Here is a 26,115-nt window from a genome sequence, read left to right on the forward strand (position 1 = left end):
CGCTTCCCGTCGGACCCAGCCGCGGTAAGCGTGACGACAGCGGCGAAGCGGCCCGGCTGATGATGGTGGCGGTCCCCCGGTCGGGCGAACGGGATCGCCGAACGCGATCACGCCGGCCGCGTCAGGACTGAGCGGCCGGCGTGACACGGGGAGGATCAGGCCGACTTCTCCTCGCGGTCCCGCCGGGCACGGCGCCCGGTGAACTCGCGCGGAACGATCGTCGGGTTGACGTTTTCCAGGACCACCTCGCGGGTGATCAACACCCGGGCGGCGTCGGGGTTGCTGGGCACCTCGAACATCGCGGAGAGCAGAACCTCCTCGATGATGGCGCGCAGACCACGGGCACCGGTGCCCCGCAGCATCGCCTGATCGGCGATCGCCTCCAGTGCCGGCTCGTCGAACTCCAGCTCGACCCCGTCCAGCTCGAACAGGCGCTGGTATTGCCGGACCAGCGCGTTGCGCGGCTCGGTGAGGATGCGAACCAGGGCGCTGCGGTCAAGGCTGCGCACGTTGGTGATCACCGGCAGCCGGCCCACGAACTCGGGGATCAACCCGAACTTGAGCATGTCTTCCGGCATGACCTGGCTGAAGATGTCGTCGGTCGACCGATCGGACACCGACCGGAGCCGGGCACCGAAGCCGGTGCCGCCCTGCCCGGTGCGGGACTCGATGATCTGATCCAGGCCGGCGAACGCACCGCCACAGATGAACAGCACGTTGGTGGTGTCGATCTGGATGAACTCCTGGTGCGGGTGCTTACGACCACCCTGCGGCGGGACGTTCGCCACCGTGCCCTCGAGCATCTTGAGCAGAGCCTGCTGCACGCCCTCGCCGGAGACGTCGCGCGTGATCGACGGATTCTCCGACTTGCGGGCGATCTTGTCGACCTCGTCGATGTAGATGATGCCGGTCTCGGCGCGCTTGATGTCGTAGTCCGCGGCCTGGATCAGCTTGAGGAGGATGTTTTCCACGTCCTCGCCGACGTAACCCGCCTCGGTCAGCGCCGTGGCGTCGGCGATGGCGAACGGGACGTTCAACATCCGGGCGAGGGTCTGTGCCAGGTGGGTCTTGCCGCACCCCGTCGGACCGAGCAGCAGGATGTTGGACTTCGCCAGCTCGACGGCATCATTGCCGGAGCCTGGCGCGTTGGCCGCCTCGGCCTGGATCCGCTTGTAGTGGTTGTAGACCGCGACCGCGAGCGCCTTCTTGGCCTGATCCTGCCCCACGACGTAGTTGTCGAGGAACTGGCAGATCTCCATCGGCTTGGGAAGCTCTTCCCACTTCACCTCGCCGGACTCGGCCAGCTCCTCTTCGATGATCTCGTTACAGAGATCGATGCACTCGTCGCAGATGTAGACCCCTGGGCCCGCGATGAGCTTCTTGACCTGCTTCTGCGACTTGCCGCAGAAGGAGCATTTCAGTAGGTCGCCGCCGTCACCGATCCGTGCCACCTACGTTCTCCCTGCACTCATCGGCCGGAGACCCGGCCCTGACCTGCGGACGCTGCGCGCCGTCCGGCTTGGTTCGCCCCGCCGATCGACCGGCGAAGCGGTACGGACCCGACGTTACCCGCTGGCGGGGCATTCTCCGACCCCCAAAACGGGTGTGTCAGAGGTCGGCCGGGAACGAAAGCCCCGGCCAACCTCTGACCCGGTACTGCTCAGCTAGCGGCCTGGGCGGCCAGCAAGCCCTTCTTGCGGCTGGTCAGGATCGTGTCGACCAGCCCGTACTCCTTGGACTCCTCGGCCGTCATGATCTTGTCACGGTCGATGTCCTTGCGAACCTGCTCGATCGGGCGGTTGCAGTGGCGGGACAGCATGTCCTCCAGCTGCGTACGCATCCGCAGGATCTCCCGGGCCTGGATCTCGATGTCCGAGCCCTGCCCGTAGCCGCCCTCGGTGGCCGGCTGGTGGATGATGATCCGCGAGTTCGGAAGAGCCATCCGCTTACCGGCGGTGCCCGCGGACAGCAGCACCGCAGCCGCGCTGGCGGCCTGGCCGAGGCAGACCGTCTGGATGTCCGGACGGACGTACTGCATGGTGTCGTAGATCGCCGTCATCGCGGTGAACGAGCCACCCGGCGAGTTGATGTACATGATGATGTCGCGGTCCGGATCGGTGCCCTCGAGCGTCAGCAGCTGGGCCATCACGTCGTTGGCCGACGCGTCGTCCACCTGGACACCGAGGAAGATGATCCGGTCCTCGAAGAGCTTGTTGTACGGGTTCGACTCCTTGACCCCGTACGACGTGCGCTCGACGAACGACGGCAGCACGTAGCGGTTGTGCACGGCCGCGAACTGGGGCGGCAGGCTCAGATCGGTCATCGTCAGCTCCTCAGCTCAGGGTCCCGGCGCCATCCGGAACCTGTGCGGCCCCGATGATCACCTTGTCGATGAAGCCGTAGTCCATGGCCTCCTGGGCGGTGAACCAACGGTCCCGGTCCGAGTCCGCCTCGATCTGCGACTGGTCTTGGCCGGTGTGGTGCGCGACCCGCTCCTGGAACATCCGCTTCGTGTAGAGCATCTGCTCCGCCTGGATGGCGATGTCGGACGCCGTGCCGCCCAGGCCACCGGACGGCTGGTGCATCATGATCCGGGCGTGGGGCAGGGCGTAGCGCTTGCCCTTGGTGCCCGCGCAGAGCAGCAGCTGACCCATCGAGGCAGCCATGCCCATCGCCACGGTCGACACGTCGTTGTCGATGAACTGCATGGTGTCGTAGATCGCCATGCCGGAGTAGACCGAGCCACCCGGCGAGTTGATCCACAGGTTGATGTCGCGGTCCGGGTCCTCCGCGGCGAGCAGCAGCAGCTGCGCGCAGATGCGGTTGGCGACCTGGTCGGTCACCTCACTGCCCAGGAAGATGATGCGCTCCTTGAGCAACCGGTTGTAGACCGAGTCGTCGAGGTTGCCAATGGAGTCGCCACCGCGCGCTTCAATCGCCCGGAGCGACTTCTTGGGGATGTGCATGTCGGTCATGGCAGCCCTTCGCTCTCCGTACCGTCTTTCCCGACACTAACCGCTGTGCGGGGCGGCAGAGTCCCGGTCGGGGCACTGTTCGCTCTCAGCGCAGCTGTGTCGGGCGTACCCGCGGCGCGGGCTTCCGGGCCGTACCCCGGAAAGGGAAACGGCCGCCATCCACCGCGCAGCGGCGGACGGCGGCCGCACCCGACGATCAGTGGTTGTGCTCGGCCTCGTTGGCGGCGCGCAGCGCGTCGAGGCTGACGGGGTTGCCGGCCTCGTCCTTGATCGTGATGCGCTCCATGACAGCGGCGAGCGCCTTGCCCCGCCGCACGTCGCCGAAGACCGCAGCGGCCGCGCCGGAGCGCACCAGCTGGTCGTAGTACTGCTGGGGAGCCATCCCGGCGCGCTGCGCCCGGTGCACGATCTCGTGACCGAACTCGTCGTCGGAGACCTGGACGTCCTCGGCGTCGGCCAGCGTGTCCAGCAGGAGCTGGACCTTGACGCCCTCGGTCGCCGCCTCGGTCAGCTCGGCGTCGATCTGCTCCTCGGTCTTGTCCTCGGCCGCGAGGTATTCCTCCATGGAGGCGCCGATCCGCTCGAGCTGGTCGACCATCGCCTGCTTGCGGCTCTCGACCTCCTCGCGGACGACACCCTCCGGGGCCGGGATCTCGGCGGCCTCGACGAGCTGCGCCAGGGCCTTGTCCCGAGCGGCGTAGATCTGCTCGACCTGCTTGCCCTGGGTGACCCGCGCCCGCAGGTCGCCGCGCAGCTCCTCGATGGTGTCGAACTCGCTCGCCATCTGGGCGAACTCGTCATTCAGCTCGGGCAGCTCCTTCTCCTTGACCGTGCGAACGGTCACCGCCACGTCGGCGTCGCGACCGGCGAAGTCGCCGCCGACCAGCTGCGTGGTGAAGGTGGTTTCCTCACCGGCGGAGAGGCCGACCACTGCCTCGTCCAGGCCCGGCAGGAGCTGCTTGCTGCCCACCTCGTGGGAGATGTTGCTCGCCTGGCCGCCCGGCACGTCCTCGCCGTCGACGGTGGCGTTCAGGTCGATCTGGACGAAGTCACCCTCGGCGGCGGCCCGCTCGACGGTCTTGAGGGTCGCGAAGCGCTCGCGCAGGTTCTTCACCTGCTCGTCGATCTCGCTGTCGTCGATCTGCAGCTCGTCGACGGTCACCTCGATGGTGCTCGTGTCCGGGATGGTGATCTCGGGCCGGACGTCGACCTCGGCGGTGAAGTTCAGCGAGTCACCGTCGTTGAACTCGGTGATCTCGACCTCGGGGCGCCCCAGCGTCTTGAGGTCGTGCTCACGCACGGCGGCGAGGATGTTCTCCGGGATGGCTTCCTGGACCGCCTCGTTGAGGACGGTGCCCCGGCCCACCCGCTGGTCGATCACCGCGGTCGGCACCTTGCCCCGGCGGAAGCCCGGGACCTGGACCTGCGAACCGATCTCCCGGTACGCCTTCTTGAGGCTCGGCTCGAGCTCGACGAACGGCACCTCGATGGCGAGCCGCACGCGCGTCGGGCTCAGAGTCTCGACGGTGCTCTTCACAGGCGTACTCCTTGACGGATCTCAGTTGAGTCTGGGCGTGATTCAGCCCATCGAGTGTAGGCGAGCCGGCCTGACGCTCCGGCATCGCCCGGGGACCGCACTGGGCGGCACCCGGGGCGGCCCGGCCGCGGACGACAGTCGGGGTGGCGGGATTTGAACCCACGGCCCCTCGCTCCCAAAGCGAGTGCGCTACCAAGCTGCGCCACACCCCGTGGCGACGAGCAGTCTATGCCGTCGCCGCGCCTCAGGCGGTGCCGGGGCATCCCCCACCCGGACACATCCCCCAAACCCGCCGAATCGCCCACTCTGCCGAGCACGGACGTGCCCGCCGCCCGGCCGTCGCCCAAGATCCGCACAACTTCCGGGTTGTAGTGGCCTCAGGGCGTGCGGAGACCACAACATCCCTGATGTTGTGCGGATCTTCGGGCTGCCACGCGGCGCCGGGACGATGCGGCACCGTCGGGCGGTGGCGTGGCTACGCGCCGGGCACAGCCATTGGGTACGCTGTCGGCGCGACCCACTCAGGTGGGTGCACGCGGGCGTAGCTCAATGGTAGAGCTTCAGTCTTCCAAACTGACTACGCGGGTTCGATTCCCGTCGCCCGCTCCACCAGCCTCCGGCCCAGGCCAGAGCCCACCTCACCGCTCACCGGCCCGTACCCCAGGCGTTCGATGTCCGCCGATACGGCTCCTGCGCGACCGGTGGCGGATGGCCGAGACTGTGGCGATGTCGCACAAGGGTGAGGGCGCTCCGCGCAGGCAGGTCGTTCTTGCCGCTCTGCTCGTCGTCGCCGGCGTGCTCGTCCTCTTCGTCCCGGCGGGCGACGAGGGCAGGGTCCTCGTCGCCCTCGGCGAAGGTCATGGACTGACGGCCGTGGACGTGGTCGGCGCGGCGCTGCTGACGGTGGGCGGCACCTGGCTGGAGGTGCTCGTGGTACGACGCCTGCCGCACCTCGCCCTGCCCCCACGGGCCCTGTTCGCACTCGGCCTGCTGGCCGGCCTCGGCGTGGGACTCCTGATCGCCTCGGTCTTCTCGGGGTTCTTCTGGTGGTGGGCCGTCGGCGCCAGCACGCTTGGCGTCGCCCTCGCCGTCCTCGTGCCCCTAACGGCGCGCCGGTGAGGCCGGCGCGCCCCGGATCACCCCGTACGCGTCACGAGGCGCGCGGCAACGCGAGCCAGTCCTGCCAGGCGATGTCGCGGCCCAGATAACGGGGCTGCCGGAAGGGCCAGTCCGCGGCGATCCACTGCGGCACCAGCGCGTCGAGTGCGCGCTCCGCCTCGCCGCCGACGAGGTCGTCCACCACCCACCAGGAAACCTCGCCGTCCGAGCCGGTGCGCTCGGGCGGATCGACGTAGACGCAGCCCAGGATCGCCGTCTCGTCCGCGTCCAGCAGCGCGTAGTTGAACGACTGGTGCGCGGCGATCTCGACCTCGTGTCGCAGCAGGTCGATGCGGTCCTCTTCGTAGGTCATCTTCTCGTTCGGCCACGCCCAGGCCGGACCGAAGATCTCCCACAGGCGCTCCCGGGAGCCCATCACCGCGGGGTAGTCGAGCGCCGTGTCCGCCTCCCGGATCGGCCGCAGGTGAAGCGTGGTGCCGGGCACGGGCACGTGGACGGGGTGGACGAAATCGTCGGGCAGCCAGCTCATGGGCGCTGACGCTACAACCGCACGACACCGGATGATCCCGGCGGCGGGCCTTGACGCACAGCCAGGCCCAGGTGAGCCACACGGTCGCGGCACCTGGACCCACTCGGCTCAGCCGAGTTGCCGTGTCACTTCAGGTGGAACCGTTCGTCGACGGCGAGGGCCGCCAGCTGCGGCACGGAGAACGGCAGCTTCGTCAACGCCGGCCGACTCTCGTCGAGCGTCACGCCCTGCGCCACGAAGACCACCACGCCATCCGGGTGCCGGTACGCCGACCACTGGTCGAGCCGCTCGTCGCTGCCCGGCCGGACCACCACGCCGACCTGCGCCGCTCCCACCGTCTCGACCTGGCACTCGCCCTGCATGCCCCAGAAGTTCCGGGCCAGGGCGCACGGCTCGGTCGGCATCGGGTTGCCGGCGTCGTGCACCTCGACGATCACGCGCCCGGTGCCCTTGCCCTGGGCCACGGCCACGGAGGACGAGTAGCTCCACACGTCGACGCCGTTCACCTTGTCCTCGAACTGCGCCTGGTGGGTCCGCAGCGTCCGCTCCTCAGCGGACTGGCTCGGCGGGTCCTCCGGCGTGGTGTAGCCGGAGGGTATGACCGAGACAGCCTCGTTGAGCAGGTGAACTCCCTGGTCGTGCTTGGACCCGGCTCGCGCGGTCCGGTCCTCCTGCGGTCGACCGTCGGGCCCGGTCGGCCACGCCTGCTTGGTGTCCCCCGACGCGTCCGGAGATGCCAGTGGCCCGTTGCCCGCCGGCTGGTAGAGGCGGCCGTCCGGAGTGGTGACGGCCGCGAAGCCGGCGACCGCCAGCACGACAGCCGCCGATGCGAGGGACGCCCACACCGCTCGGCGGCGGAAGTGCGTCCGCCGGGCCGCGCCGAGCGCTGCTCCCGTACTCAATGGTGGTGGCGGGGTAATGCCCGCCATCTCGCTGCGCAGGCCCTCGCGCAACTGTTCCTCGTTCATCGCTCCCCCATCTCGATCCCGCTGTACGTGGGTGCCAGGAGGCCGCGCAACGTGTCGAGCCCGCGTGCCGCCTGGCTCTTCACCGTCCCTGGAGAACACTCCAGCAGCGCCGCGACATCCTCGACGGACAGGTCCTCCCAGTAGCGCAGAACCAGCACGGCCCGCTGGCGCGGTGCCACGCGGGCCAGCGCCTGGAGCAGCACCAGTCGGCTCTCCGCCGAGTCGGGCGGGGCCACCTGGTCGGTGTCCTCGCCACCCACCCGTTCACGCCGCCACCAGCCGCGACGGCGCTCGTCGAGGAATGTCCGGATCAGGATCTGGCGCACGTAGCTGTCGAGCACCTCGTGCCGGGAGATCCGGTTCCAGACCCGGTAGAGCTTGACGAACGCGGTCTGGACCAGGTCTTCGGCGCGGTGCCAGTCGCCGCACAGCAGGTACGCGGTGCCGCGCATGGCACCGGACCGTGCCGCGAAGTACTCGGCGAACGCCTTGTCGCGATCGCTCATTCAGGCCTCCGATCCCCGTTTCGAGGTAGTCACGCGGGGTCTGGCCCGCCGGGTTGCTCCGAACTCGCGGACATGTCACCCGATCAACGCCGAACGACGTCCGGAGGCTACAACCGATGCCGCATCACCTTGACAGGTGTCGATCTATGCACTGGTGTAAGGGCCAGGTACATCGATGTCCGTCAGGAGGGCACATGATCGTCCGACGACGGTGGACAGCTGCCGCCACCACAGCGATCCTGTTCAGCGCAGTGCTGTCCCACCCCGCTCCGGGAACCGCGGCACCCGCCGATCCCGCACCACCGATCACCCTGAGCGCCACCGAGACCGCCCTGGTCCGGGTGCAGCTACGTGACCAGGCACAGCTCGACCGGCTCGTCGCCACCGGCGCGGACCTCGCCAACCGGCCCCGGGCGCGGGACGGGCGGATCCTCGCCGACCTCGTGCTCAGCGGCACGCAGCTCGCCGAGCTGACCGCCCAGGGTGCGAAGGCCGTACAGGTCGTGCAGCGTGCCGGGGACGGCAGCCGGCACCATGCCGAGAGCGTTCGCGCGGCGCAGGCCCGCACCGCCGCCGGGCTGCGCGCTCCGGCCGACGGCCAGCGGACCACCGCCGCCGCGGCCGTGGACACCCTCCAGGTGCAGCAGGCGTACTGGTGGACCACGAGCGGCCAGACGTTCCTCCAGGCCCAGGTGGCCACCACCGCCACCGACGACCCGGACGTCGAGATCACCGTCAGTTGGCGAACGGCGGACGGCGCCACCGGGTCGTTCCCGCTGTACCGGTTCGAGGACTCCGGCGAGTACCAGTACCACTACAACCTTCCCCAGCCGGTGCCGAACCGGCCGGTCCAGTTGACCGCCAGCTCCAGCCTCGGCGGGGCCAGCCGCGTGATCACGCCGACGTTCTGGCCCAACGCCACCCCGCCGCCCCTGCCGGCCGGTTACCAGAAGGACTTCATCGACGCGTACCTGACGCCGACCGACATCCAGGCTCGGATCAAGCGGCTGGCCCGCCAGTACCGGGATCTGGTGGACGTCATCGACCTGCCGAACAAGACCCAGGGATACCGGCGCAACGCCGTCGCGTACCTGGGTGACCCGGCCGTGGCGGCTGTGGTGGTCGAGTCGGTCCGCTTCGGCGACCAGGGCATGAACGGCGTGCAGGTGCGGACGGTCGACCCGGGCCGGCGGAACCGACCGCTGACCGTCCGTTACCGCGATCGCGTGCTGACCGTGTCGCTGGCCACCGACACCGCCGGCAAGGCGGTGAGCACCACCGACGAGGTCGCCGCGGCGATCAACGCCCGCCAACCGAACCGCTTCCGGGCCACCGTCGAGGACGGCTCGACCGGGCTGCCCATGCCGGTCGCCGGTCCGGCCCGGCTCGACGACGGGTTGCAGGGCACCGAGGTGCCGGCGCGGCCGTGGACGGTGCAGGCGCTGCGCCTCGGCGTACACCGTGACGGCTCCCGGGTCGGCGTGCTCGCCTACTCCCAGGAACACGCCCGGGAGTGGGCCACGCCGCTGGTGACGCTGGAGTTCGCCGAGCGGATGCTGGCCAACGCCCGGACCGACCGGGCCACCCGCGAGCTGCTGGAGCAGGTCGACATCTTCGTCATCCCGACGGTCAACCCGGACGGCGCGAACTACTCGTTCAACGACTTCAACATGCAGCGCAAGAACCTGGTCAACCACTGCACCGGGGCGGCCCGCGACCCGAAGTACCGCACCTCGTGGGGCGTCGACATCAACCGCAACTACACCGTCGGGTCGTACTTCGACGGCTACGTGGGCGCCAGCGCCAACTGCCTCTCCGGCACCTACGCGGGCACCGCCGAGCTGTCCGAGGCGGAGAGCAGCAACGTGATCGCGCTCGCCAAGGCCCACTCGAACATCAAGTTCGCGATGAACGTGCACTCCTACGGCGGGTACTTCATGTGGCCGCCGGGGGCGTACCGGGCCGACGGCCGGGTCACCCTGCCGCGACCGTCGATCGACGAGTCGACGCTGTTCCTCAACAGCGCCCGGCGGATCGTCGGCGCCATCGCGCAGGAACGCGGCACCGTCACCTGGCCGTCGCAGACCGGGCCGGTCGCCGACGTGCTCTACTCCGCCGCCGGCAACTCGGCGGACCAGCTCTACTACGAGCTGGGCATCTTCGCCTGGGACTTCGAGGTCGGCAACGACCGGTGGAACCCGGCGACCAACCAGTGGGAGGGCGTCGGCTTCCAGCCGCCGTTCGACGAGGCACACGGCGAATCCCAGGAGTACGCCGGCGGACTGGTGGAAATGGTCCGGGTGGCCCGCGACTACGCGGCGGCCCAGCCCGCCGCCTGATCTCCCGGGCGGTGCCGTGCCCACGCGCCGGGCACGGCACCGCCCACCGACATTTCATCCGTTTCCCCCCAGCGGCTCGCGGGTAGGGCTTGTTCATGGACACGAACACCACGGCCCACCTGATTGGCGGCCCCCGCGACGGCAGCACCCACGACACCGGCGGCGAAGCCCTCGTCGAGCTGGAGATCGACGGCATGATGCACCGCTACATCAAGACCACCAAGCAGCACGACGACGGCCAGCCGCTCTACAACTACGACGGGATGGTGGCCCCTGACGGCGGCGAGCCCGGCGTCGAGGACCCAGCCGCCCGGGTCGCCTCGCCCCGCGCCGACGCCGAGGGGCACGGCGGCACCCACTGACCGCCACAACCAGCGGATCGAGCCGCCCCGAACGGGGCACCAGTCGAACCGGCCGGCCACGGATGAACCGTGGCCGGCCGGGTAAGCAGCAGCCTTGCCTGGTGGGGAGACGACCGGCGTCGCGGCGTGCCGCGACCGGGCGTACGGGCGGGCGGCGCAGAGCCGACCCGCCCGTACGCGCCCGCGATCAGTTCGAGGAGATCCAGTTCCAGGCCGAGACGACCCACTCGGTCTGCTGGAGCCAGGCCACGCCGAGGCCGACGAGGAACACCGCCGTCGCCAGGTGGGCGCCGCGAGCGCCGCGCCGGACCCGACCGAGCTGCCGCTCCAGCACCACCCGGCCGACCAACCGGAACAAGGCGAACAGGCCGACCGCCACCAGCAGGCTGAGCACCAGCACCAGCAGCGGACCGCTCAGGTCACCCTGGCCGGAGAGCGCCCAGATCCCCCAGCAGACGAACGCGAACAGCCCGGCCGCCGCGCTCCACTCACCGCCACGCCGGAGCTGCGACATCCGCGAGCTCAGCGACCGGCGCGGGACCGGCTCGCCGGGCCAACCGGTGCCGGTCGGCTCCTGCTCCACCACCGGGAACGGCTCGGTCCGCGGGATGCGGGGCTGGCCCACCGGGGCCACACCCCGGCGGAACCCGTCGCGCTGCGGCGGCACCCCGACGCCGGCCTGCGGTGGCACCTCCACGGTCCGCTCCGCCCACGGCTGCGTCTGGTCTGCCATCTTGTCCTCCCCCTGACCGACGGCAACAACACCGCCTCATTCCGAGGGTAGCCAGCCGGCAAACCGGTCGCCGACCCCGCCCGAGACGCCGGCCGACGCGACAGTGTCGAATCCCACCCCGGGCAGGGTACGGTCGGCTGATGGGTGACCCCGACCGACGACGGCGACGGCTACGCCACCACCCCGACTCGGAGCCGGCCGGGCGCAGTGCCGACAGCCCGACGGTCAGCACCCCCGGGGTGCATGACGGTGACGACCCACCGCCGCGCCGCCGAGGCCCGGGTGGCGACGAGCGCGACGGCGAGCGGGGGCTGCGGGGGCTGGTCGGCTCCGGCTCGTCCCAGGTGGGCCTGAGCGCCGCGCTGCGGGCCCGGGACGCCGCCCGGCCCACCGACGAGGATCTGGCCGAGGCGGAAGCCCGGATGGTTGTCGTCCGCCGAAACTGGGTGCCCCGCGAGGAGTTGCCCCGCTCGCCGCGCTGACCTCAGGGCAGGACGGGCAGCTGCCGGGTCCGCTCATACTCGGCGACCTGGTTGATCCGACGGGCATGCCGCTCGTTGCCGGAGAACGGCGTGTTCAGGAACGCCTCGACGATGCCGGTGGCCTCGTCCAACGTGTGCTGGCGGGCACCGATCGCGACGACGTTCGCATCGTTGTGCTGGCGCGCCAACTGAGCGGTCTCGACGCTCCAGGCCAGCGCGGCGCGGACGCCGGCGACCTTGTTCGCGGCGATCTGCTCGCCGTTGCCCGACCCACCGATGACCACTGCCAGACCTGTCTCGTCGGCCACCACCTGGTCGCCGGTGTGCAGGCAGAACGTCGGGTAGTCGTCGTCCGGGTCGTAGCTGTGCGGGCCGACGTCAACGACGTCGTACCCCTGCTTGGCCAGGTGGTTGGCCAGGTGCACCTTCAACTCGAAACCGGCGTGGTCGGATCCCAGGTAGACGCGCATACCGGGCAGTCTGTCAGGCCGCGCTCTCCGACGTCGCGGGGGCGGCGTCGGAGAGCCGGGTTCGTCACACGGTCGTGCCGGGGAACGCTCAGCGCGGCAGCTCGGCGACGACCAGACCGCCACGCGCCTTCGGGGTGAACCAGGTGCTCTTGCGGGGCATCTTCTCCCGAGCGAGGTTCACCGCAACGAAGTCGGCAACGGTCACCGGCGCGATGAGGATGGCCAGCTCGGCCCGCCCGGCGTCGACCTCACCGGTGAGCCAGCTCGCCGGGTAGTCACCGCCGACGTAGGTGATCCTCTTGTCGCCCGGGTCCAGGCCGAGCGCGTCGCGCAGCAGCAGCCGCTCGACCAGAGCGTGGTCCAGGTTTTCCAGGCGGGCGGAGGCCGTCGCCGGCAGGCGCACCGCGTACCCCTGGCCGTCGAGGCGGAGGTGCACGGTGCCGCCACCCTGCGGGACCTCGACCGGGCCCTCGATCGGCTCGACCTCGGCGCCCGCGGCCCGCAGCCGGTCGAGCAGCTCCGCCGGTGTGGTGGTCAGCTCGCTGACCAGTCGGTTGTACGGCTGGATGGCCACCGACGCGGGGGTGGTGACCACGGCCAGGAAGCGCGACAGCCCGCCGGTCTGGGCAGCCAGGCTGCGGTGGTTGCCGTCCGCGACGACCAGCTCCCCGCCGCCGGCGAGGGCAGTCAACGCGGCCTGCTCCGGCCCGGGGCCGAGCAGCCAGATGGCGTGCGTGCGCCCCGCCTGGTCGGTGTCCGTCGCGGCGGGCGCGCCGGACATCTCGGTCGCCGAAGCGAGCGCGGCGTGCAGCTCGTCGCCGCGCCCGGTCTGGAGCAGCAGTACGGGTGAGAGCAGGTGACCGAGCGCCTCGGCGAGTGCCACCCGCTCGCGCACCTTGGCGATGAAGACGTCCTCGTTGCGGATGACCAGACCGGGCTCGTCGGCCCGGGTGGAGATCTGGTCGGTGTCCACCATCGCGAACAGCCCGTACGCGGGCTCCTCGCCGGGTGCGGTGATCCGGTAGAGCACCACCACCTGCTCGGCGGGGGTGTAGCTGCCGTCCGCCTTGGCCTCGGCGAAGCGAGCGACCGCGTCCGGCAAGGCGTCCAGGAACGACCTGCCCAGGCTCTGCGGAGCGCGGTGCGGCATCTCGATGCCGAGGGCACTGTGCGGGTTCGCCTCGATGATCGCGGTGATTTCCGCGTCGTCGGCGAACTCGTCGTAGTTCTGCGCGCCGGTGCCACCAGTGGTGACCCACGCCCGGGAGATCGGATGCACGACCGTCATACCCACTGACGCTACCGGCGACGGTGTCGCCGTCGACGGGGGACCCGCAGGGGTCCACCAGATGAAAGCGCCAGGCCGGCGGAGTGGTCAGCCGGTGCGGTCGGACGCGCCCCGCCGGTGCCTGCCTGCGGTTGCCGGCCCGCCGTTGCCCCGCCGGCCGGTGCCGACCGGCCCGGTGTTTACGGCTCGACGGGGTGACGCGGGCGGCCCCGGCACGGGCCGCTCGGGCGGCGGCGACGGGACGGGTCGCGGGCTCAGCGGCGGCGTGGGCACCGGACGCGAGGGGGCGGGCGCCGGCGGAGGCGGCGCGGGTTGGGCCGGTGCCGCCGCCGACGGGACGGGCGGCGTCGCGACGGGCGGCGCCGGGACCGGCAGCGCCGGCACGGGCGACGCCGCGGTGGACGCCACGAGGTCGGTCGGGCCGGAGTCGACGGCCGACGTCAGAGGGTCGGCCGACGAGGGCGGTGTGAGCCGGGAGGTCACCGGAACCCGGGCCACGCCCACCACGATGGGCGGCGCGAGCAGGTCGACCAGGTGGGCGGGTAGGTCCGGACGGACCGCCGGCCAGCGGGAGTCGTCAACGGACCAGTAGGCCGCACCGGGAGTGTCGATCACCCCCTGCCGGGTCAGCTGATCGTCACCGGACGCACGGTGCTTGGCCATCGGGATTGCCTCCACGAACTGCGGGGTGCGGCCCTGCGGGTCGCTGCGGCGGACATGCAGGCCAACGAGCGCGGCGGTCTCCCGGTGACGGGGCGGGCATCGCCACGACGCGACACGCCGAGCGGGACGCGCTGCGGAGGTGGTCGGCGATGGAAAGGGCCCCCGATCGACGCCGGGCGTCGACCGGGGCCCCTGAGCACACCTCAGTCGAAGATCGGGCCCTGCTCCCGGGTGCGCTTGAGCTCGTAGAAGCCCGGCGTGCCGGCGACCAGCAGGACGCCGTCCCAGAGCCGGCCCGCGGCCTCCCCCTTCGGAGCCGGGGTGATCACCGGGCCGAAGAACGCGACAGGGGTGCCGTCCGGACCGGGCGCGTGGACGACCGGCGTGCCGACGTCCTGCCCGACCGGGCGCATCCCGGCCTCGTGGCTGGCCCGCAGCGCCTCGTCGTGGTCGGTGCTGTCGGCGGCCGCGGCCAGCGCCGGGTCCAGACCGGCGTCGGTCAGCGCGGCGACGTACAGCTCGTGACCCCGCTCCTCCTTGCCGAGGTGGATCCGGGTGCCGAGCGCGGTGTAGAGGGGACGCAGGGCGTCGTTGCCGTACCGCTGCTCGGCGGCGATGCAGACCCGCACCGGGCCCCACGCGGTCTTCAGGAACTCCTTGTATTCCTCGGGCAGCTCGTCCCGGCCATCGTTGAGCACGGCGAGGCTCATCACGTGGAAACGGATGTCCACGTCACGGACCTGCTCGACCTCAAGCAGCCAGCGGGATGTGATCCACGCCCACGGGCAGGCCGGGTCGAACCACATGTCGGCGGTGACACGTTCGGTCACGGTGAGGTCCCTTCGCGACGGGGGCGCCGGCAGTCCGGCGTCTCAGGGGAATCTTCACCCCGCAGCCCGTCGAGCGGCACCCGAATGAGAGCGTGACCTCGGCCACCGCGGGCTGCTCGTACATGGAAGACTCGGTTCGGGCCGGCCGCCACGAGCGGTTGGCAGACGGGCGCCGCCGGGCGTACGGCGAGATGTTGGGATGGAGACGAACAGTGCCGGGAGTGCGCAACCTGACGCAGGTCGAGGCGACCGAGCGGGCCCGCCTGCTCAATGTGACGGGGTACGACATCAGTCTGGACCTGTCCACCGCCGTGCTGGCGGCGGACGGCCGCACGTTCCGGTCCACGACCGAGGTGCGTTTCCGCTGCTCGGAGCCGGGTGCGAGCACGTTCATCGAGCTGGCCGCCGAGTCGGTGCGTTCCGCGACGCTGAACGGCTCCCCCGTCGACCTCTCCGACTGGTCGGCCGAGAAGGGCCTGGTGCTGTCCTCCCTGGACAGCGACAACACGCTGGTCGTCGACGCCGACTTCGGTTACTCCAACAGCGGCCAGGGTCTGCACCGCACTGTCGACCCGGTGGACGGCGAGACGTACCTCTACAGCCAGTTCGAGACGGCCGACGCGCAGCGGGTGTTCGCCTGCTTCGACCAGCCCGACCTGAAGAGCGTCTACACCTGGCACGCCACAGTGCCGGCGCACTGGCGGGCCGTGTCCAACATGCCCGTGCAGCGCGAGGAGCCGGCGGGTGAGGGGCTCAAGACCCTGCACTTCACCGTGTCGCCCCGGATGAGCACCTACATCACCGCGATGTGCGCCGGCCCGTACCACGAGGTGCGGGACAGCCACGACGGCATCGACCTGGGGGTGTTCTGCCGCGCGTCGATGGCGCGCTACCTGGACGCCGACGACCTGTTCCTGATCACCAAGCAGGGCTTCGACTTCTTCCACGAGAAGTTCGGCGTGCGCTACCCGCTGCCGAAGTACGACCAGCTCTGGGTGCCCGACTTCAACGCCGGCGCGATGGAGAACTTCGGCTGCGTCACGCACGCCGAGTCGCACTACCTGTTCCGCTCGCAGGTCACCGACTTCGAGTACGAGCAGCGGGCCAACACGATCCTGCACGAGCTGGCCCACATGTGGTTCGGCGACCTGGTCACCATGCGCTGGTGGAACGACCTGTGGCTCAACGAGTCGTTCGCCGAGTGGGCCAGCCACTGGTGCAACACCCACGCCACCCGGTTCACCGAGGCGTGGACGACGTTCCTGTCCATCCGCAAGAACTGGGGCTACCGGCAGGACCAGCTCTCCTCCACGCACCCGGTCTACACCGAGATGCCGGACATGGAGGCTGTCGAGGTCAACTTCGACGGCATCACCTACGCCAAGGGCGCGAGCGTCCTCAAGCAGCTCGTCGCGTACGTGGGTGAGGAGCCGTTCGTCGCCGGGCTGCGGGCCTACTTCGGCAAGCACGCCTGGGGCAACGCCACCTTCGACGACCTGCTCACCGAGCTGGAGGCGGCCTCCGGCCGGGAGCTGCGCAAGTTCGCGGCGCAGTGGCTGGAGACCGCACAGGTCAACACGCTCCGCCCGGAGGTGACCATCGGCGCGGACGGCACCTACGAGCAGGTGGCCGTCCTCCAGGAGGCGCCGACGGCATACCCGACGCTGCGGACGCACCGGATCGGCGTGGGCCTGTACGACCTCACCGACGGGCGGCTGGTCCGTCGCGAGCGCTACGAGGTGGACGTGACCGGCGAGCGGACCGACCTCGCCGAGCTGCGCGGTGTCCGGGCGGCCGACGTGCTGCTGCTCAACGACGACGACCTGAGCTACACCAAGCTGCGCCTCGACGACCGGTCGATGGCCAACGTGGTGCAGCACATCGGTGGCTTCGAGTCGTCGCTGGCCCGGGCGCTGTGCTGGACCGCCGCGTGGGACATGATCCGCGACGCCGAGCTGTCGGCCCGTGACTACGTGGCGCTCACGCTGAGCGGGCTGCCCGCCGAGACCGACATCAACCTGGTCACCGCCACCCTGCGACAGGCGACCACCGCGCTCACCCTGTACGCCGACCCGGCCTGGGCGCCGACCGGCTGGGCCGACCTGGCCCGTACCGCCCGGGACGCGCTCGCCAGCGCCGAGCCCGGCAGCGGCTTCCAGCTGGCCTGGGCCCGCGCGTTCGCCTCGGCGGCCCGCTCCGACGAGGACCTGGCGACCCTGCGCGGTTGGCTGGACGACACCGGCATTCCGGCCGGGCTGACCGTGGACACCGAGCTGCGCTGGTCGGTCCTCGCCGCGCTGGTGGCCAACGGCGCGGCCGGTGCCGCCGAGATCGAGGCGGAGCTGGCCGGCGACCGCACCGCGAGCGGTGAGCGGGAGGCCGCGTACGCCCAGGCGTTGTTGCCGACGGCAGAGAACAAGGCCGCCCTGTGGGCGCTGCTGACCGGCCCCGACGCGCTGCCCAACTGGCGGCACCGGGCGCTGTTGCAGGGCTTCGCGCACCCGACCCAGGTGGAGCTGATCGCGCCGTACCGGGAGCGGTACTTCGAGACGGTGGCGCAGGTGTGGGCCACCCGGGACAGCGAGCCGGCGCAGGAGTTCGCCCAGTTGGCATACCCGGCCTACCTGGTGGAGGACGACACGGTGACGGCCACCGACGCGTGGCTGGCCGGCGACGGGCACCCCGGCCCGCTGCGCCGGCTGGTCGCCGAGGGCCGCGACGGCGTGCTGCGGGCGCTCAAGGCCCGCGCGAAGGACGCCGAGCAGAGCTGATCAGGAGTACGCGGCCCGTGCCGGCGTGGGCGGGAGCCGACGCTGGCACGGGCCGTTATGGTTGCGAAAGGAGGTGGACGTGATGGCACAGCCGATCTACGAGTGGCGACCCCCTGCGCGCGAGTGGCGCGAGCAGGACCTGTTCAACCTTCCCGAGGATGGGAACCACTACGAGATCATCGACGGGAGCCTGCACGTGACCCCACCACCGGGTTTCGGCCACCAGGAACTGGCCGATGAGCTACGGGCAGCCCTGCGAGCGGCGACGCCGACCGGATGGCGGGTGATCCGGGAGGCGGGGCTTCGTGCCGCCGGCAGCAATCTCATTCCTGATGTCACCGTGCTGAAGCCGACGGCCCCTGCGGACGGCACCTGGATCGAAGCAGCGGATGTGGCGCTTGTCGTCGAGGTGGAATCACCGAGCAGCCGTCGGCATGACCGGTTCACCAAGCCTGCGCTCTACGCTGAGGTCGGCATTCCCGCCTACTGGCGGGTCGAGCGCGGCGACTTCGGCCCCGTGATATATCGCTACGAGCTGGTGAAGGGCGTTCACTACAACCTGCTCGGCACGGTCGGCCCAGACGACCCGGTGCAGATCGACGAGCCGTGGCCGATGCGCCTCGACCCCTCCGCCTGGCCCCGTTAAGGTCCGAAAGCCCGGCCCGCTGTTCGCGGGCCGGGCTTCGTCGTACGAGGAGAGGCTCAGCCCTTGCCGGCGTGGCTGGAGAGCTGGTCGAGGCCGTTGATGATGCCGCCGGCCAGGTCACCGCCGCTGAACGCGCCGGCCATCGAGAGCGCGGCCAGCTTGGCGTACGTGTCGGGGATGCGCTTGCGCGCGTACCGGCCGGTGATGATCTCCAGCTGACGCTGGTTGGGCGACACGGCGATCAGCACCGACTTGTCCGGGTCGGCGAGCTGACGGTGCAGCCGCTGGGCGTGCTCCCGGACGGGCTCGTCGAGACCGCCGACGAAGACCGAGAAGACCAGGCCGGTGCCCTGGTCGGCAAGGCGCAACGCCTCGTCGATGCGCAGCAGCTGGCGGGTCGAGAAGGGCCCGTCCAGCACCTCGGGCGGATTTTCCGACCCGGCGTGCTTTTCACCAACGGTCACTTGCGCCTCCGGTTCCACCGGCCGGCGCCTCGACGCTGGCCTTCTCAAGCTTGTGGCTGGTCAGCGCGGGCGCCTGCGCCCCCGCCGTCAGCGCGGTGCCGGCCGAGTCGGCCAGCTGCTCCGGGCGGCCCAGGAACCAGACCGGAGTGAAGTCGAAGGGCCGGCCCGGGCGGTAGCGCTTGGCACCACGGCCACCGCCGGTGGCACCACCGCTGCTACCGGCATAGGTGAGGCCGGCGATGACCAGCACCGCGGCCAGCGGGATGCCGACGAAGACCAGCAACGTCTCGGTAACAGACAATCCCAACGCCCCCAGGCGGAAGAAGGACGACCTCGAACAAGCGGGTCGGATGGATGATCATGATGCTGGCCACCCGACGCCGTCACCATTCACGTTAGCGGAGTCGACGGCCCGCCAGATTGCGGGGTGCCGATCCCATCCGTCACTGGAGTTCTCCAGTTGCGCAGCGGTCGCGATGAGCCGCGCGTCGTCGCCGTACCGGCCGGTGAGCAGCACCCCGACGGGCAGGCCGTCGGTGGTGGTGCCGACCGGCAGGGAGACGGAGGGATCGCCAGTGACGTTGAAGATGGCGCAGTAGGGCGAGAAGCGGCGTTGCCGGTCGAAGTCGGCCGCCGGGTCACCATCGGCGGTGAACCAGCCGACGGGCGCCTGCGGCGCGGCCAGGGTGGGACAGAGCAGCAGGTCGACCCCGGCGGTGCGACGGGCGCCGAGGCGGACCTGAGCCTGCAACTCGCCGAGGGTGGCGGCCAGCGTGCCGGCGGAGATCGCCGCGCCCCGGGCGCGCATCAGCCGGGTCAACGGCAGCAGCTCCGCCTCCCGCTGCGGCGGCACCGGGGCGAGCGCCAGCACGTACCAGAGGATCTCGAACAGCGGCCACACCGCCGGCCCGAGCGGCGGCGGCACCTCGACCACCTCGTGGCCGGCCGCGGTGAGCAGTGCGGCGGCCCGGTCCACGGCGGCCACGCAGTCGGGGTGCACCGGCTCGTCGGCGAGCATCGGCGTGGTGAACCGGCCGATGCGCAGCGGGCCGGGCTCGGCCCGGCGTGCCACGGCCAGATATCCGCCGGGCGGCGCGGGCGGCGACAGGTAGGGCTCCCCGGGGACCGGCACGGCCATCACGTCGAGCAGCGCGGCGACGTCGGCGACGGTCCGCCCGAGCGGGCCGCTGGTGGGCAGGCCGAACGCGCCGGAGCCGAGCGGCCCGCCGGAGACCACGCCCCGGCTGGGCTTGTAGCCGACCAGGCCGCAGAGCGACGCCGGGATGCGCAGCGAGCCACCGCCGTCGGACCCCTGGGCGACCGGGACCAGCCCGGCAGCCACCGCCGCCGCGGCGCCGCCGCTGGACCCACCAGCGGTGTACGCCAGCTGCCACGGATTGCGGGCCGGCGGCGCGACCCGGCCCTCGGAGTAGAGCGAGCAGCCCAGCTCGGAGGTGGTCGTCTTACCGAGGCTGACCAGCCCGGCGGCCTTGATGAACCGGACCACGTCGGCGTCGACCGGCGGGACGAAGTCGACGAAGGCGGCCGAACCGAAGGTGGTGCGCACGCCGGCGGTGAGAGTCAGGTCCTTGATCGCGGTCGGCACACCGTGCAGCGGGCCGCGCGCCTCGACCGGCACCGCGTCGGCGGCGCGTGCGGCCTGCCGGGCGAGGTCCTCGGTGACGGTGACGAACGCGCCCACGGTGTCGCCGAGCGCGGCCACCCGGCCCAGGCAATGCTCGACCAGGTCGACGCTGGTCAGCTCGCCGCGGGCGATCGCGGCGGCCTGTTCCAACGCGGTCAGGTCGTGCGGCTCGGCCATCCCCTCATCCTGCCCGCTGGGACGGGCCCCACGCGTCCGACACACGCCGGACTCCCCACCCACTCGGCCCACCGGCCCACAGATGCGCTCAGCCGCGCAGGAAGCGCTGGGCGTTGGTGGAGAGGAGCTTGTCGCGCTGGGCGTCGGTGAGGAAGTCGGCGTCGCGGACCACCGCGCCGGCCGGGCGTTCCCCCAACGGGTACGGGTAGTCGCTGCCGACCAGCACCCGGTCCTCCCCCATCGTGTCGACCAGCAGCCGCAGCGCGGGTGCCGCGAAGACCACCGAGTCGACACTGAACCGGTCGACGTAGCTGCTGGGCGGGGCGACGGACGCGCCACGGACCAGGTCGCCACGGCGGTGCCAGGCGTTGTCGGCGCGGCCCAGCCAGAACGGGAAGCTGCCACCACCGTGTGCGAAGCAGATCCGCAACGTCTCGGGCACCCGGTCGAAGACGCCGCCCAGGATCATCGCCAGCACCGACAGGTGCGTCTCGGCGGGCATCCCGGCGAGCCACCGAGCCATCCAGCGGTCCAGGCGCGGGCCGTCCGGCATGTCCCACGGGTGGACGAAGACGGGTGCGCCCACCTCGGCACAGTGCTGGAGGAAGGTGACCACCCCTGCGTCGTCCAGGTCCCGGTCGCCGACGTGGTTGCCGATCTCCACACCCACGTGCCCGGCGGCCAGGCTGCGATCCAGCTCGGCGCACGCGGCGTCCGGGTCCTGGAGGGGCACCTGGCAGAACGGCACCAGTCGGTCGCCACCCGCGGCGGTGACCTCCAGGGTCAGGTCGTTGAAGATCCGGGCGACCTTCACCGCCTGGTCGGCCGGGCGGTCATAGCTGAAGAAGACCGGGGTGGGCGAGACCACCTGTACGTCCACGCCGTCGGCGTCCATGTCGGCCAGCCGGCGCGACGCGTCCCAGCACTCGGCTCCGACCGGGCGGAACTCCCTCTCCCCCACCATGATCATGGCGGCTCGCTCGGAGTCGACCCGCAGCCACGGCCAGCCGGACCCACCGCACGCCGCGCCGAGGTCCGGCCACCCCTTCGGTACGACGTGCGTGTGCACGTCGACGACGCCTGCGGGCATCAGCCCTTGCCCGGGTGCAGGGTGCCGCAGTTGGCGCAGGTGCGTGCCTGCTCGTCGGCGTAGAACGCCTGGAACACCGGCGGTAGGTCGGCGGCGATGTCGCGGACCTGCAACTCCACCTCGTGCACCTTGTTGCCGCACTCCGGGCAGTACCACTGGAACGTCTCCAGCGTGCCCTCCTCACGGACCCGCTCGACGACCATGCCGATCGAGCCGGCCTCCGGTCGCTGCGGCGAGTGCGGGGTGTTGCGCGGCAGCATCCACATCTGACCCTCGCGCACGTGCACCGTACGCGGCCCCTCGGGGGTGACCAGGTTGATGTGCATGTTGCCCTTGACCTGGTAGAAGAACTCCTCGTACGGGTCCACGTGGAAGTCGGTGCGCTGGTTGGGCCCGCCCACCACCATCACGATGAAGTCGTCCCCGCCGGGGAACATCTCCTTGTTGCCCACCGGCGGCTTCAACAGGTGCTGGTTGTCCGCGATCCACCCGGGAAAGCTGAACGGTTCGGCGATCTCACTCACGACTGACCTCCCGAGGGAAGAAGGGCCACGGCCTGGATCTCGATGAGCAGGTGTGGATGGGGCAACTGGTGCACGGCCACCGTGGTGCGGGTCGGCCCGGACGCGTCGAAGAACTCCGCCCACACCTCGTTGTAACCACCGAAGTCGTTCATGTTGACCAGGTACGACGTCACCTGGACGAGGTCGCTGAGGTCCGCGCCGACCGAGCGCAGCAGATCGCCGATGTTCTCGATCACGGCTCGCGTCTGCACCCGGATGTCGAGGTTGGTCGTGCCGAACTCGTCCACCGACACACCAGCGAAGCTGTTGTCCGGCCGCCGCGACGACGTACCCGAGACGAAGACGAACCCACCCGCCACCTTGACGTGCGGAAAAGCCCCCCGAGGCACAGCCTTGCCGGCCACCACCCGCGCGGTCACGACGACGCCCGCAGCGACGCGGTGCCGAGCTTCTCCACGACCGCACGGACGTGCGCGCCGGGACGCAGCGGCACAGCCGCGGTGGCGGCGCCGGCCAGGAAGACCCACCCGGACTCCAGCCGCACACCGTGCCGGCCGGCCAGCCGGATGCCCTCGTCGAGGGCCCGGCGTGGATCGCCGAGGATCGCCGCCGTCGAACCGACCTGCGCCACCCGCCCGTCGACCTCCAGCAGCACACCCAGGTTGTCCAGCCCCGCCGGCACCGGCGACCACGGCCCGATCACGAACGCGGCGGCCGAGGTGTTGTCGGCGATCACGTCCGGCAGCGAGAAGCGGAAGTCCGCGTACCGGGAGTCGATCAGCTCGATGGCCGGGGCGACCGCGCGAACGGCGCTGGCGAAGTCGCCGACCGGCTCACCCGGCTCGGGCAGCCGGTCCAGCAGGAACGCCACCTCCGGCTCGACCCGGGGATGGATGTACGCGGCGCGGTCCACCACGCCACCGTCGGGGACCCGCATCGTGTTGGTGAGCCGCCCCCAGATCACCTCGTCCACGCCGACCTGGGCCATCTTCGCCCTGCTGGTCAGCCCCATCTTCAGCCCGACGAGCCGCTCACCGGCGTCCACCCGGCGCTGGAGCAGTGCGGCCTGCACGCCGTACGCGGCATCCACGTCGAGGCCGGTCTCGGCGGCGAGTTGCGGGATCGCGGTGGCCGTGGCCGCTGCCACGCCCAGCTTCTCGGCGATCCCGGCGATGTCCGGTCCGATCATGAGGGCTCCTTGCCGGCCAGGTCGAGTGCGACGTCCACGATCATGTCCTCCTGGCCGCCGACCATCCGGCGCCGGCCCAGCTCGACCAGGATCGACCGGACGTCCACGCCGTACCTGGTGGAGGCCCGCTCGGCGTGCCGCAGGAAGCTGGAGTAGACCCCCGCGTACCCCAGGGAGAGCGTTTCCCGATCCACCTGGACCGGTCGGTCCTGCAACGGGCGGACGATGTCGTCGGCCGCGTCCATCAGCGCGAACACGTCGCAGCCGTGCTTCCAGCCGTGCAACTCGGCGACCGCCACGAAGACCTCCAGCGGCGCGTTGCCGGCGCCCGCGCCCATGCCGGCGAGGGAGGCGTCGACGCGGACGGTCCGGCCGTGGGGTGCGTCCGGGCCGACCGGCGCAGACCCGGTGACCCGACCGTGTTCGACGGCGAGCACGCTGTTGGCGACCCCGAGCGACAGGTTGTGGTGCGCGTGGATGCCGATCTGCGTCTCCGGGGCGAGGACCTGCCGGTACGCGTCGACGCGCTGCGCCACGTCGGACATCAGCAGCCGGCCACCGGAGTCGGTGACGTAGACGCAGTGCGCGCCGTAGGACTCCATGAGCTTGGCCTGAGCGGCGAGCCCGGCCGGATCGTTCATGTGCGACATCATCAGGAACCCGGCGACGTCCATGCCGTTCTCCCGAGCCCAGGAGATGTGCTGGGCGGAGATGTCCGCCTCGGTGCAGTGGGTGGCGATCCGGACGCTTGTCACCCCGAGCGCCTTCGCGGCCTTCAGGTCGGCGATCGTGCCGATGCCCGGCAGCAGCAGCGTGGTCAGCTTCGCCGTGGTGAGCACCTCGGCTGCTGCGGAGATCCACTCAGCGTCGCTGGCCGCGCCGTGGCCGTAGTTGACGCTGGAACCGGCGAGCCCGTCCCCGTGCGCCACCTCGATCGCGGCCACCCCGGCGGCGTCCAGCGCGGCGGCGATGGCGCGGACCTGCTCGACGCTGTACTGGTGGGCGATGGCGTGCATGCCGTCGCGCAACGTCACGTCCTGGATGTACAGGTCGGTCATGGCGCGGCCACCTCCGAAGAACGCAGGGCGATCAGCCGCTCCGCGGTACGCAGAGCGGCAGAGGTCATGATGTCCAGGTTCCCGGCGTACGCCGGCAGGTAGTGCCCGGCACCGGAGACCTCCAGGAAGACCGACACCTGCAACGCGGTGAGCTGCCGCCCGAGCGTCGGCACGTACGCCCGCACCCGGTCGAACTGCACGTCCTGCTTGAGCCGGTAGCCGGGGACGTACTCCTGCACCGCCGCCACCATGTCCGCCACCGAGGCGGCGATGGCGTCGGTGTCGGCGTCGGCGTCCGGGCAGAGGCAGTAGACGGTGTCCCGCATGAGCAGTGGCGGGTCCGCCGGGTTCAGCACGATGATCGCCTTGCCCCGCTCGGCCCCACCGACCACCTCGATGGCCCGAGCGGTGGTCTCGGTGAACTCGTCGATGTTGGCCCGGGTGCCCGGCCCGGCCGACCGGGAGGCGATCGAGGCGACGATCTCCCCGTACGCCACCGGGGTGACCCGGCGCACCGCGGCGACGATCGGCACTGTCGCCTGCCCGCCGCAGGTCACCATGTTGACGTTCGACTCGTGCAGGTGCTCGTCGAGGTTGACCGGCGGCACGACGTACGGGCCGAGCGCGGCCGGGGTCAGGTCGACCACCGTGCGGCCGTGCGCGCGAAGCACCTCGTCGTGGTGTCGGTGCGCTCCCGCCGAGGTGGCGTCGAAGACCAGCTCGACGTCGGCGAACTCGGGCATCGCGACCAGCCCGTCCACTCCGTCGGCGGTGGTGGCGACGCCGAGCCGGCGAGCGCGCGCCAGGCCGTCGGAGGCCGGGTCGATTCCGGCCATCGCCACCATGCGCAGGCTGTCGCTCAGCCGCAACACTTTGATCATCAGATCGGTGCCGATGTTTCCGGACCCGAGCACCGCCACACCGGTCACTGGTTGTCTCCCTTGCTGAAACTCGTACGAACCGAGCCGAGCCCGGAGATCCGTGCCTCGTACGCGGCTCCCGGGGTGACCGGGACCATCGGGCCGAGCGCCCCGGAGAGCACCACGTCCCCGGCGCGCAGCGGGTCACCGGCGCGGGCGAGCGTGCTGGCCAACCAGTGCAGGGCGTGCAGCGGATTGCCCAGGCAGGCCGCGCCGGCGCCGACCGAGACCGGCTCGCCGGCGTGTTCCAGCACCATTCCGCACAGCCGCAGGTCGACGTCGGCGAGGCGGCGAGGCGTGGTGCCGAGCACGAAGAGCCCGCTGGAGGCGTTGTCGGCGACGGTGTCCACGATGGAGATGTCCCACCCGGCGATCCGCGAGTCGACGATCTCGATCGCCGGCAGCACGTAGTCCACCGCGCGGATCAGGTCGATAGTGGTGATCTGCGGGCCGGCGAGATCCTTGTCGAGCACGAACGCGATCTCCGCTTCGACCCGCGGCTGGAGCAGCCGCTCGATGGGCACCTCGACCCCGTCGCCGACCGCCATGGCGTCGGTCAGCATGCCGAAGTCCGGTTGGAACACCCCGAAGGTCTCCTGCACCGCCCGGGAGGTCAGCCCGATCTTCGCGCCGACCCGGCGTTCGCCGCGGCCCTGCCAGGCTCGCGCCTGGAGTTGCTGCACGTGGTACGCGGACTCGACGTCGCCCTCCGGCAGCAGCCGGCCCCGAAGTGGTGCACACGGCTTGCCGGTGCTGCGGGCGTCGGCCAGCTCCCGGTTGGCGGCCTCGATGTCAGCTTCCATGCCCGCTCCCTCGCTACGGCTCACGAC

At 71.1% G+C, this 26,115-nt stretch carries 28 protein-coding genes and 2 tRNA genes; 7 read left to right on the forward strand and 23 right to left on the reverse strand.

Annotated features, from left to right (window positions below; all coding sequences use genetic code 11):
* Positions 1–155: 155 nt before the first annotated feature.
* The 5 genes from clpX to FBZ33_RS24475 all read right to left on the reverse strand — a co-directional run bounded on the left by clpX (position 156) and on the right by FBZ33_RS24475 (position 4,724).
* The gene (clpX, locus tag FBZ33_RS24455) at positions 156–1,451 is read right to left on the reverse strand and encodes an ATP-dependent Clp protease ATP-binding subunit ClpX (RefSeq protein ID WP_088949750.1); all 1,296 of its coding nucleotides are present in this window, start codon (positions 1,449–1,451) and stop codon (positions 156–158) included.
* A 209-nt stretch (positions 1,452–1,660) separates the two neighbouring features.
* Positions 1,661–2,323, reverse strand: a complete 663-nt coding sequence (locus FBZ33_RS24460) for an ATP-dependent Clp protease proteolytic subunit (RefSeq protein WP_088949751.1) — start codon at positions 2,321–2,323, stop codon at positions 1,661–1,663.
* Between the two features lie 10 nt (positions 2,324–2,333).
* Positions 2,334–2,975 (reverse strand): ATP-dependent Clp protease proteolytic subunit, encoded by a 642-nt coding sequence (locus FBZ33_RS24465; protein WP_088949752.1) that lies wholly within the window; start codon positions 2,973–2,975, stop codon positions 2,334–2,336.
* A 196-nt stretch (positions 2,976–3,171) separates the two neighbouring features.
* Positions 3,172–4,512 carry a trigger factor gene (gene tig / locus FBZ33_RS24470; RefSeq protein ID WP_099847954.1) on the reverse strand — a complete coding sequence of 447 codons (1,341 nt, stop codon included), beginning with the start codon at positions 4,510–4,512 and terminating at the stop codon, positions 3,172–3,174.
* A 138-nt stretch (positions 4,513–4,650) separates the two neighbouring features.
* Positions 4,651–4,724: transfer RNA gene (locus FBZ33_RS24475), tRNA-Pro, on the reverse strand.
* A gap of 323 nt (positions 4,725–5,047) precedes the next feature.
* On the opposite strand from FBZ33_RS24475, the gene FBZ33_RS24480 reads away from it, so the two are divergent.
* A tRNA-Gly gene (locus FBZ33_RS24480) sits at positions 5,048–5,121 on the forward strand.
* A gap of 99 nt (positions 5,122–5,220) precedes the next feature.
* Positions 5,221–5,631, forward strand: a complete 411-nt coding sequence (locus FBZ33_RS24485) for a hypothetical protein (RefSeq protein WP_141910821.1) — start codon at positions 5,221–5,223, stop codon at positions 5,629–5,631.
* Positions 5,632–5,662: 31 nt separating this feature from the next.
* Here the strand turns inward: FBZ33_RS24485 and FBZ33_RS24490 are convergent, their stop codons facing one another.
* From FBZ33_RS24490 to FBZ33_RS24500, 3 genes are all read right to left on the reverse strand, one after another.
* A complete protein-coding gene (locus FBZ33_RS24490; RefSeq protein WP_099847958.1) occupies positions 5,663–6,160 on the reverse strand; it encodes a GNAT family N-acetyltransferase in 498 nt (165 codons plus the stop codon).
* Between the two features lie 125 nt (positions 6,161–6,285).
* Complete coding sequence (locus FBZ33_RS24495; RefSeq protein ID WP_141910822.1) at positions 6,286–7,128, reverse strand: hypothetical protein; 843 nt, start codon at positions 7,126–7,128, stop codon at positions 6,286–6,288.
* Positions 7,125–7,634 carry a SigE family RNA polymerase sigma factor gene (locus FBZ33_RS24500; protein ID WP_088949757.1) on the reverse strand — a complete coding sequence of 170 codons (510 nt, stop codon included), beginning with the start codon at positions 7,632–7,634 and terminating at the stop codon, positions 7,125–7,127. Before FBZ33_RS24500 ends, FBZ33_RS24495 begins: the two co-directional genes overlap by 4 nt.
* Before the next feature lie 194 nt (positions 7,635–7,828).
* On the opposite strand from FBZ33_RS24500, the gene FBZ33_RS24505 reads away from it, so the two are divergent.
* Together FBZ33_RS24505 and FBZ33_RS24510 are read left to right on the forward strand one after the other, a co-directional pair.
* On the forward strand, positions 7,829–9,973 hold the full coding sequence (locus tag FBZ33_RS24505) for a M14 family zinc carboxypeptidase (protein WP_141910823.1): 2,145 nt from the start codon (positions 7,829–7,831) through the stop codon (positions 9,971–9,973).
* Between the two features lie 95 nt (positions 9,974–10,068).
* Positions 10,069–10,335, forward strand: a complete 267-nt coding sequence (locus FBZ33_RS24510; protein WP_141910824.1) for a hypothetical protein — start codon at positions 10,069–10,071, stop codon at positions 10,333–10,335.
* Between the two features lie 187 nt (positions 10,336–10,522).
* Here the strand turns inward: FBZ33_RS24510 and FBZ33_RS24515 are convergent, their stop codons facing one another.
* Positions 10,523–11,068, reverse strand: coding sequence for a hypothetical protein (locus tag FBZ33_RS24515; RefSeq protein WP_141910825.1), 546 nt, complete (start codon positions 11,066–11,068; stop codon positions 10,523–10,525).
* A 140-nt stretch (positions 11,069–11,208) separates the two neighbouring features.
* Here FBZ33_RS24515 and FBZ33_RS24520 point away from each other — a divergent pair, with 140 nt between their 5' ends.
* Complete coding sequence (locus tag FBZ33_RS24520) at positions 11,209–11,550, forward strand: hypothetical protein (protein ID WP_141910826.1); 342 nt, start codon at positions 11,209–11,211, stop codon at positions 11,548–11,550.
* 2 nt (positions 11,551–11,552) lie between these two features.
* Here FBZ33_RS24520 and FBZ33_RS24525 read toward each other — a convergent pair whose 3' ends face one another.
* From FBZ33_RS24525 to FBZ33_RS24540, 4 genes are all read right to left on the reverse strand, one after another.
* The gene (locus FBZ33_RS24525; protein ID WP_099847969.1) at positions 11,553–12,020 is read right to left on the reverse strand and encodes a ribose-5-phosphate isomerase; all 468 of its coding nucleotides are present in this window, start codon (positions 12,018–12,020) and stop codon (positions 11,553–11,555) included.
* Positions 12,021–12,108: 88 nt separating this feature from the next.
* Positions 12,109–13,308, reverse strand: a complete 1,200-nt coding sequence (locus FBZ33_RS24530; RefSeq protein ID WP_141910827.1) for a DUF1015 family protein — start codon at positions 13,306–13,308, stop codon at positions 12,109–12,111.
* An 87-nt stretch (positions 13,309–13,395) separates the two neighbouring features.
* Positions 13,396–13,971, reverse strand: a complete 576-nt coding sequence (locus tag FBZ33_RS24535) for a hypothetical protein (RefSeq protein ID WP_141910828.1) — start codon at positions 13,969–13,971, stop codon at positions 13,396–13,398.
* A gap of 203 nt (positions 13,972–14,174) precedes the next feature.
* Positions 14,175–14,801, reverse strand: a complete 627-nt coding sequence (locus FBZ33_RS24540; protein ID WP_141910829.1) for a disulfide bond formation protein DsbA — start codon at positions 14,799–14,801, stop codon at positions 14,175–14,177.
* Between the two features lie 221 nt (positions 14,802–15,022).
* Between FBZ33_RS24540 and pepN the strand changes: the two genes are divergently transcribed.
* Both pepN and FBZ33_RS24550 read left to right on the forward strand, forming a co-directional pair.
* A complete protein-coding gene (gene pepN / locus FBZ33_RS24545; RefSeq protein ID WP_141910830.1) occupies positions 15,023–17,572 on the forward strand; it encodes an aminopeptidase N in 2,550 nt (849 codons plus the stop codon).
* Positions 17,573–17,654: 82 nt separating this feature from the next.
* On the forward strand, positions 17,655–18,218 hold the full coding sequence (locus FBZ33_RS24550; RefSeq protein ID WP_185755400.1) for a Uma2 family endonuclease: 564 nt from the start codon (positions 17,655–17,657) through the stop codon (positions 18,216–18,218).
* Positions 18,219–18,274: 56 nt separating this feature from the next.
* On the opposite strand, the gene FBZ33_RS24555 is transcribed toward FBZ33_RS24550, so the two are convergent.
* From FBZ33_RS24555 to FBZ33_RS24600, 10 genes are all read right to left on the reverse strand, one after another.
* Positions 18,275–18,682 (reverse strand): DUF5130 family protein, encoded by a 408-nt coding sequence (locus FBZ33_RS24555; RefSeq protein ID WP_088949767.1) that lies wholly within the window; start codon positions 18,680–18,682, stop codon positions 18,275–18,277.
* A complete protein-coding gene (locus tag FBZ33_RS24560) occupies positions 18,669–18,965 on the reverse strand; it encodes a hypothetical protein (protein WP_141912922.1) in 297 nt (98 codons plus the stop codon). Before FBZ33_RS24560 ends, FBZ33_RS24555 begins: the two co-directional genes overlap by 14 nt.
* A gap of 75 nt (positions 18,966–19,040) precedes the next feature.
* Positions 19,041–20,504 (reverse strand): amidase, encoded by a 1,464-nt coding sequence (locus tag FBZ33_RS24565; RefSeq protein WP_141910832.1) that lies wholly within the window; start codon positions 20,502–20,504, stop codon positions 19,041–19,043.
* Positions 20,505–20,592: 88 nt separating this feature from the next.
* A complete protein-coding gene (locus tag FBZ33_RS24570) occupies positions 20,593–21,594 on the reverse strand; it encodes an amidohydrolase family protein (protein ID WP_141910833.1) in 1,002 nt (333 codons plus the stop codon).
* Complete coding sequence (locus FBZ33_RS24575; RefSeq protein WP_088949771.1) at positions 21,594–22,118, reverse strand: 3-hydroxyanthranilate 3,4-dioxygenase; 525 nt, start codon at positions 22,116–22,118, stop codon at positions 21,594–21,596. Before FBZ33_RS24575 ends, FBZ33_RS24570 begins: the two co-directional genes overlap by 1 nt.
* Positions 22,115–22,537 (reverse strand): RidA family protein, encoded by a 423-nt coding sequence (locus FBZ33_RS24580; protein WP_141910834.1) that lies wholly within the window; start codon positions 22,535–22,537, stop codon positions 22,115–22,117. The genes FBZ33_RS24575 and FBZ33_RS24580 overlap by 4 nt, the downstream gene beginning before the upstream one ends.
* Positions 22,534–23,307, reverse strand: a complete 774-nt coding sequence (locus FBZ33_RS24585) for a 2-keto-4-pentenoate hydratase (RefSeq protein WP_088949773.1) — start codon at positions 23,305–23,307, stop codon at positions 22,534–22,536. Before FBZ33_RS24585 ends, FBZ33_RS24580 begins: the two co-directional genes overlap by 4 nt.
* The gene (dmpG, locus tag FBZ33_RS24590) at positions 23,304–24,365 is read right to left on the reverse strand and encodes a 4-hydroxy-2-oxovalerate aldolase (RefSeq protein WP_141910835.1); all 1,062 of its coding nucleotides are present in this window, start codon (positions 24,363–24,365) and stop codon (positions 23,304–23,306) included. Before dmpG ends, FBZ33_RS24585 begins: the two co-directional genes overlap by 4 nt.
* On the reverse strand, positions 24,362–25,294 hold the full coding sequence (locus FBZ33_RS24595) for an acetaldehyde dehydrogenase (acetylating) (protein WP_255509038.1): 933 nt from the start codon (positions 25,292–25,294) through the stop codon (positions 24,362–24,364). The genes dmpG and FBZ33_RS24595 overlap by 4 nt, the downstream gene beginning before the upstream one ends.
* Positions 25,291–26,088: a 2-keto-4-pentenoate hydratase gene (locus tag FBZ33_RS24600; RefSeq protein WP_141910836.1), complete on the reverse strand. Its 798-nt coding sequence runs from the start codon at positions 26,086–26,088 to the stop codon at positions 25,291–25,293. The genes FBZ33_RS24595 and FBZ33_RS24600 overlap by 4 nt, the downstream gene beginning before the upstream one ends.
* Positions 26,089–26,115: the final 27 nt, after the last annotated feature.

The sequence above is a fragment of the Micromonospora sp. A202 genome, from assembly GCF_006715105.1.
Taxonomy (GTDB): Bacteria; Actinomycetota; Actinomycetes; order Mycobacteriales; family Micromonosporaceae; genus Micromonospora; species Micromonospora zamorensis.

Excerpts from the sequence above, each read along its gene's own strand:
- FBZ33_RS24600 (WP_141910836.1), bottom strand. The coding sequence starts at position 26,088 with ATGGAAGCTGACATCGAGGCCGCCAACCGGGAGCTGGCCGACGCCCGC.
- FBZ33_RS24570 (WP_141910833.1), bottom strand. The coding sequence starts at position 21,594 with ATGCCCGCAGGCGTCGTCGACGTGCACACGCACGTCGTACCGAAGGGG.
- FBZ33_RS24585 (WP_088949773.1), bottom strand. The coding sequence starts at position 23,307 with ATGATCGGACCGGACATCGCCGGGATCGCCGAGAAGCTGGGCGTGGCA.
- FBZ33_RS24465 (WP_088949752.1), bottom strand. The coding sequence starts at position 2,975 with ATGACCGACATGCACATCCCCAAGAAGTCGCTCCGGGCGATTGAAGCG.
- FBZ33_RS24525 (WP_099847969.1), bottom strand. The coding sequence starts at position 12,020 with ATGCGCGTCTACCTGGGATCCGACCACGCCGGTTTCGAGTTGAAGGTG.
- FBZ33_RS24490 (WP_099847958.1), bottom strand. The coding sequence starts at position 6,160 with ATGAGCTGGCTGCCCGACGATTTCGTCCACCCCGTCCACGTGCCCGTG.
- FBZ33_RS24565 (WP_141910832.1), bottom strand. The coding sequence starts at position 20,504 with ATGGCCGAGCCGCACGACCTGACCGCGTTGGAACAGGCCGCCGCGATC.
- FBZ33_RS24505 (WP_141910823.1), top strand. The coding sequence starts at position 7,829 with ATGATCGTCCGACGACGGTGGACAGCTGCCGCCACCACAGCGATCCTG.
- FBZ33_RS24500 (WP_088949757.1), bottom strand. The coding sequence starts at position 7,634 with ATGAGCGATCGCGACAAGGCGTTCGCCGAGTACTTCGCGGCACGGTCC.
- FBZ33_RS24530 (WP_141910827.1), bottom strand. The coding sequence starts at position 13,308 with ATGACGGTCGTGCATCCGATCTCCCGGGCGTGGGTCACCACTGGTGGC.
- FBZ33_RS24535 (WP_141910828.1), bottom strand. The coding sequence starts at position 13,971 with ATGGCCAAGCACCGTGCGTCCGGTGACGATCAGCTGACCCGGCAGGGG.
- FBZ33_RS24550 (WP_185755400.1), top strand. The coding sequence starts at position 17,655 with ATGGCACAGCCGATCTACGAGTGGCGACCCCCTGCGCGCGAGTGGCGC.
- FBZ33_RS24520 (WP_141910826.1), top strand. The coding sequence starts at position 11,209 with ATGGGTGACCCCGACCGACGACGGCGACGGCTACGCCACCACCCCGAC.
- FBZ33_RS24515 (WP_141910825.1), bottom strand. The coding sequence starts at position 11,068 with ATGGCAGACCAGACGCAGCCGTGGGCGGAGCGGACCGTGGAGGTGCCA.
- FBZ33_RS24510 (WP_141910824.1), top strand. The coding sequence starts at position 10,069 with ATGGACACGAACACCACGGCCCACCTGATTGGCGGCCCCCGCGACGGC.
- FBZ33_RS24495 (WP_141910822.1), bottom strand. The coding sequence starts at position 7,128 with ATGAACGAGGAACAGTTGCGCGAGGGCCTGCGCAGCGAGATGGCGGGC.
- FBZ33_RS24460 (WP_088949751.1), bottom strand. The coding sequence starts at position 2,323 with ATGACCGATCTGAGCCTGCCGCCCCAGTTCGCGGCCGTGCACAACCGC.
- FBZ33_RS24485 (WP_141910821.1), top strand. The coding sequence starts at position 5,221 with ATGGCCGAGACTGTGGCGATGTCGCACAAGGGTGAGGGCGCTCCGCGC.
- dmpG (WP_141910835.1), bottom strand. The coding sequence starts at position 24,365 with ATGACCGACCTGTACATCCAGGACGTGACGTTGCGCGACGGCATGCAC.